Source organism: Vibrio sp. 811 (genome assembly GCF_033339195.1).
Map to the genome: position 1 here is coordinate 1 of NZ_JAWOUB010000933.1, position 521 is coordinate 521.

The window sequence follows — 521 nt, forward strand, 5'->3', positions numbered from 1 at the left end:
TACGATGTGGTAGAGGTGATGTGTCATCCTGCTTATGCCGACCAGCCCCTTATTATGAAAAGTGGCTATGCACTGCAAAGAGAGTTAGAGCTACAAGTGCTCACATCTCCCATTCTAAAAGAGCAATTGGCGCAGCATGGTATAGCCGTCACGGATTACTCCGCACTCGTTTCTACCAGCCAAGTTGTAGGTGTATGATTAAGGCTGCCAGATTCGACCCCTATAGTTACCTTACGAATTGCTGGCAGCCATTTTTCGAATAAAAACATTCATTATTTATTAGCAGTTGGATTCATTAGCATTATGGCAAGGATTAAAGATGTCGCCGAACTCGCCGGTGTAAATCGTTCTACCGTTTCTCGCATCATTAATGGGGAAGGAAAGTTTCGTGAAGAAACTAGAAAAAAAGTAGAACAAGCCATGGCGCAATTGAATTACCGTCCAAGTGCGATCGCCCGTTCTCTTGCAACATCGTCAAGTAATATGGTCGGTTTGTTGGTGACTTATTACACCGGTGGATT

General features: G+C 44.0%; 1 protein-coding gene and 1 pseudogene. Both read left to right on the plus strand.

The window, feature by feature from the left end; genetic code table 11:
- A pseudogene (locus R7Q46_RS30200) lies at positions 1–198 on the plus strand (chitooligosaccharide deacetylase); the annotation flags it as partial.
- Between the two features lie 105 nt (positions 199–303).
- A partial coding sequence (locus tag R7Q46_RS30205) for a LacI family DNA-binding transcriptional regulator (RefSeq protein WP_318078720.1) occupies positions 304–521 on the plus strand: 218 nt, incomplete at its 3' end.